The following is a 3,654-nucleotide window of genomic DNA, read 5'->3' as shown; positions in this document are numbered from 1 at the left end:
TGGGGGGTAGTGCACGGGGGGCGCGGGACCGACCCCCGTGTGCCCGGCGAGCGGCACGAACTCAAGGTAGGTCCCGGAAGTTCCCCTTCCCAATGAGGGAACCCCCTAAGGGAGTTGGGCAGGGAAAACCCTCGGTCGGGTTCGCTCAAACCTCCCCGGACCGACAACGACGGGTGAACTCACGTCGTGCGGCGACCCGCCGCCAGTCTGACGATGTCGACCCGCGATCGGATCCCGAGCTTGCGGTATACGCGGGTCAGCGTCGCTTCGACCGTTTTGACGCTGATGAACAGGCGCGCGGCGATCTCCCGGTTCGTCGCGCCCTCCATCACCAGCGCGGCGACCTGACGCTCCATCGCGGCGAGCCCGTCCAGAGCCGCCGGGCCGTCCGGGCCGTCGAGACCGCTCGGCGGGGAGGCCGCGGGGCCGGTGGCCGTCTCCGCGGGGCGTGCCGACGAGGCCGCCTCGACCTGCCGCAGCCAGGGCAGCGCCCGGCAGCGGCGGAACAGCCGGGCCGCCTCGTCGTACGACGTCGGACCGGGAGTGCCGGTCCGCAGCTGGGCCAGGGCGAACGCGGCGCGGGCCTCCTCCAGGCTGTAGCCCAGCTTGCCGAGCCGGTCCTGTGCCGACGTCAACTGGGCCATCGCGGCGGCCCGTTCGCCGCGCGCCGCACGCAGCAGCGCCTCGGCCCGGTCCAGGACGGCGAGCACGCTCTCGCGGTTCAGCCGCAGCGCGACCTCGCGCGTGACGTCGATGACGTCCTGGGCCTCCGCGATCTCGCCGCTGCGCACCAGCGCCTCGGCGAGGTCGCCGTGCCAGCGGCCGCGCGCCGGGTCGGTGATGCCGAGCCCCTGCTCCAGCTCACGCACCCGGCGCAGCGACGCGACGGCCGCCTCGACGTCCCCGGCCACCAACTGGGCGTGCCCCAGGGCGGCCAGGGCACGCGAGACGTACATCTGGTCGCCGTCCTCCTCGGCGTGCTCCACGGCTTCCCGCGCCAGCGCCAGCGCCCGGTCCACCTCGCCGCCCGCCGCCTCCGCGAGCGAGGTCAGCACGCATGAGGCGACCTCGCCGATCCCCGTGTCACGGGCGAGGCGCAGGCTCTCGCGGGCCAGGTCCAGGGCGCGCCCGCAGTGCCCCGAGTGCAGTTCGGTCTCGGCCACCCCGCGCAGGAAGTGCACCTCGCTCTCGACCGACCCGCGCCGGCGCACCTCCCGCAGCAGGGCGGTGACCGTCGCACGCGCCTCGGCCAGCTGGTCGCTCATGATCAGCCAGCGGAAGCGGGAGTAGCCGGCGCCGTTGTGATGGCACGCCACCCTCGGGTCCTGCGGCTCCTCCAGCGCGCGCCGGATGGTCGCGGGCGCGTCCGCGTGGCCCATCAGCGTCTCGATCTGGGCCTGGAAGGCGAGCGCCATCAGCTCGGTGTACCGGTCACCGGCCCGCGCGGCCAGCTCCGCCGCGTACGCCGCCTCGCCCCGGGCCTCGTCGAAGTCGCCCTCCACGAGCAGGGCCCGCCAGGTGAGTTGGTAGTGGACCAGGGCGAGCAGCCGCGGGTCGTCGCCGGCGTCGGCAAGGGCCTGCGGGAAGATCGCGTCGACCTCCGTCATGGCGTGGCCGGCCGTGTCGATCACGATGATCCAGGCCCGCACCCGGTCCTCGGGCACGGTCGTACGGCTCAGCACCTCGCGGGCGATGTCCCGGGCCAGGTCCAGCTCACCGGCGGTGATCGCGTCCTCGGCCGCGGTCAGCCGCACCACCTCCGGGCTCGGCACGCTGTCCGCCGGTGTGTGCCGGGCGGCGAGCAGCCCGAGCTGCGCGGCCACCGACGGCGCGCCACGGTCCCGGGCCAGGGCCGCGGCCTCGGCGAGGCGGGCGGCGACCTCCGGGTCGGTGCCGTGGGTGGCGAGGGCCAGGTGCCGGGCGCGTTCGATGGGGTCGGAGGCGGCCGTGGACAGCGCGGCGTGCGCGGCCCGGCGCTCCTGCGCGGGCGCCTCCGCGTACAGCGCGGCCGAGACCATCGGGTGCGCGAAGCGTACGGCGGGACCCTCGGGCTCGGTCGCCAGCAGCCCGAGCGCGGCGGCCTGGGCGGTCTCGGCCTCGGCGTTGTCCCGTCCGGCCGCGTGCAGCAGGGCCACGGTCGGGCGGGCGCCGGCGCTCGCCACGAGGAGGGTGCGGCGGGCCTCCTCGGACAGCATCTCCAGGCGGTTCAGCACCAGGGCGCGCAGCGAGGTGGGCACCGGCAGGGGCTCGCCGGGGCGCGGCGGGGTCGGGTTGTCGGCGAGGGCGCGGCCCAGTTCCAGGGCGAACAGGGCGTTGCCGCCGCTGGTGCGGTGGATGTCGCGGACCGTGGAGCGGGGCAGACCGGTGTAGCCGCGGTGGTCGAGCAGGGCGGACAGCTGGGCGCGCGAGAGGGGGCCCAGCCGTACGGCGAGGGTGTCCGGCGGGGACGCGCGTAGATGGCGGTCGTACTCCTGGCCGTCGGTCCGCACCGCGAACAGCATCCGCACCGGGGTGTCGCCGAGCCGGCGGGCGGCGAAACCGAGGAGTTCGGCGCTGGCCGGATCCAGCCACTGGAGGTCGTCGGCGACGACGAGGACGGGGCCGGTGTCGGCGAGGGCGCGCAGCGCGGACAGCACGGCGAGGCGCAGCGCGAGGCCGTCGCGCTGGAGGGTGGACTCGCCGCGGCCGGTGAGCGCCGACTCCAGGGCGGTGCGCTGGGCGGCGGGGAGCCGCTCGGACACCTCGTCCAGGACCAGGCCGAGGAGGTCGGCCAGGGCCAGGAAGGGAAGGTGGGATTCGGACTCCGTGGGCGAGCAGCGCAACACGGTGCGCGCCGCACCGCCGTATTCCCCGGCCAATGCCCGCAGGACGGTCGACTTCCCAATTCCGGCGGGGCCGTGAAGCAGCACGCTGCCGCCCCGCCCGAGCTGCTCACGCGCCGCCGTGAACAGCTCCTCCCTGCCGATGACCTGGTCGGGGCGGCATCTGGCAGGCTCCTTGAAGTCCCGTCGCACGGTCACCGCTCCCCTCCGTGTGTCGTGTCCGGGCCAATATTAGGCAACGGATCTTTGAAATTCGGACTGACGACATGGTGAGGCAAATAACAGCTGCGGAGGGTTCACGATCGTCAGGCGGAATTTCAAGGCGCGGCTGAATGCGCGAACGCCCGCCGGGACGCCCTGAACCACCCACCGCCGACCGCCCACGGCCCGCTCCGCACCGCCTGCGCCGACGCCCCTGCCCGCCACGTTTACGCTGCCGCTCCGGTCTGCCGTGGCCGCGTGGGCGCCCGAGTCCGCCACGCTCACGCTGCCGCTCCGGTCTGGCGTGGCTGCGTAGGCGCCCGCGCCTGCCGCGCTCACGTCGCGGCCCTGACCCGCCGCGGTCACAGCGGCACCTCTGCTCGCCGGGCTCCAGCCCGTCACCTCGCCTGCCGCGCTCACGCCGCCGTCCCGACCCGCCGCGATCACAGCGGCACCTCTGCCCGCCGCACCCCAGCCCCTCACCTCGCCCGCCACGACCACCCCGCGATCGCCGGCCTGCTCACCGCGCCCCCCCCCCCCGCCAACCCCAACCTGCTCCGGCGCGGCACCACCGCCGACGGCGCGGACGCCCGCTACCGTCCGCGCCGTCGGCGTTGGACCAGCGCAGGAG

The 3,654-nt window shown here is 75.3% G+C and carries 1 protein-coding gene; it reads right to left on the bottom strand.

Annotation, left to right across the window (positions count from 1 at the left end; translation table 11 throughout):
- Nucleotides 1–179 precede the first annotated feature (179 nt).
- Nucleotides 180–3,020 (bottom strand): helix-turn-helix transcriptional regulator, encoded by a 2,841-nt coding sequence (locus L0P92_RS43065; protein WP_234768586.1) that lies wholly within the window; start codon nt 3,018–3,020, stop codon nt 180–182.
- Nucleotides 3,021–3,654: the final 634 nt, after the last annotated feature.

It is taken from the genome of Streptomyces muensis (genome assembly GCF_021474425.1).
Lineage (GTDB): Bacteria > Actinomycetota > Actinomycetes > Streptomycetales > Streptomycetaceae > Streptomyces > Streptomyces muensis.
This window is presented reverse-complemented; position numbering and strand designations above follow the sequence as displayed.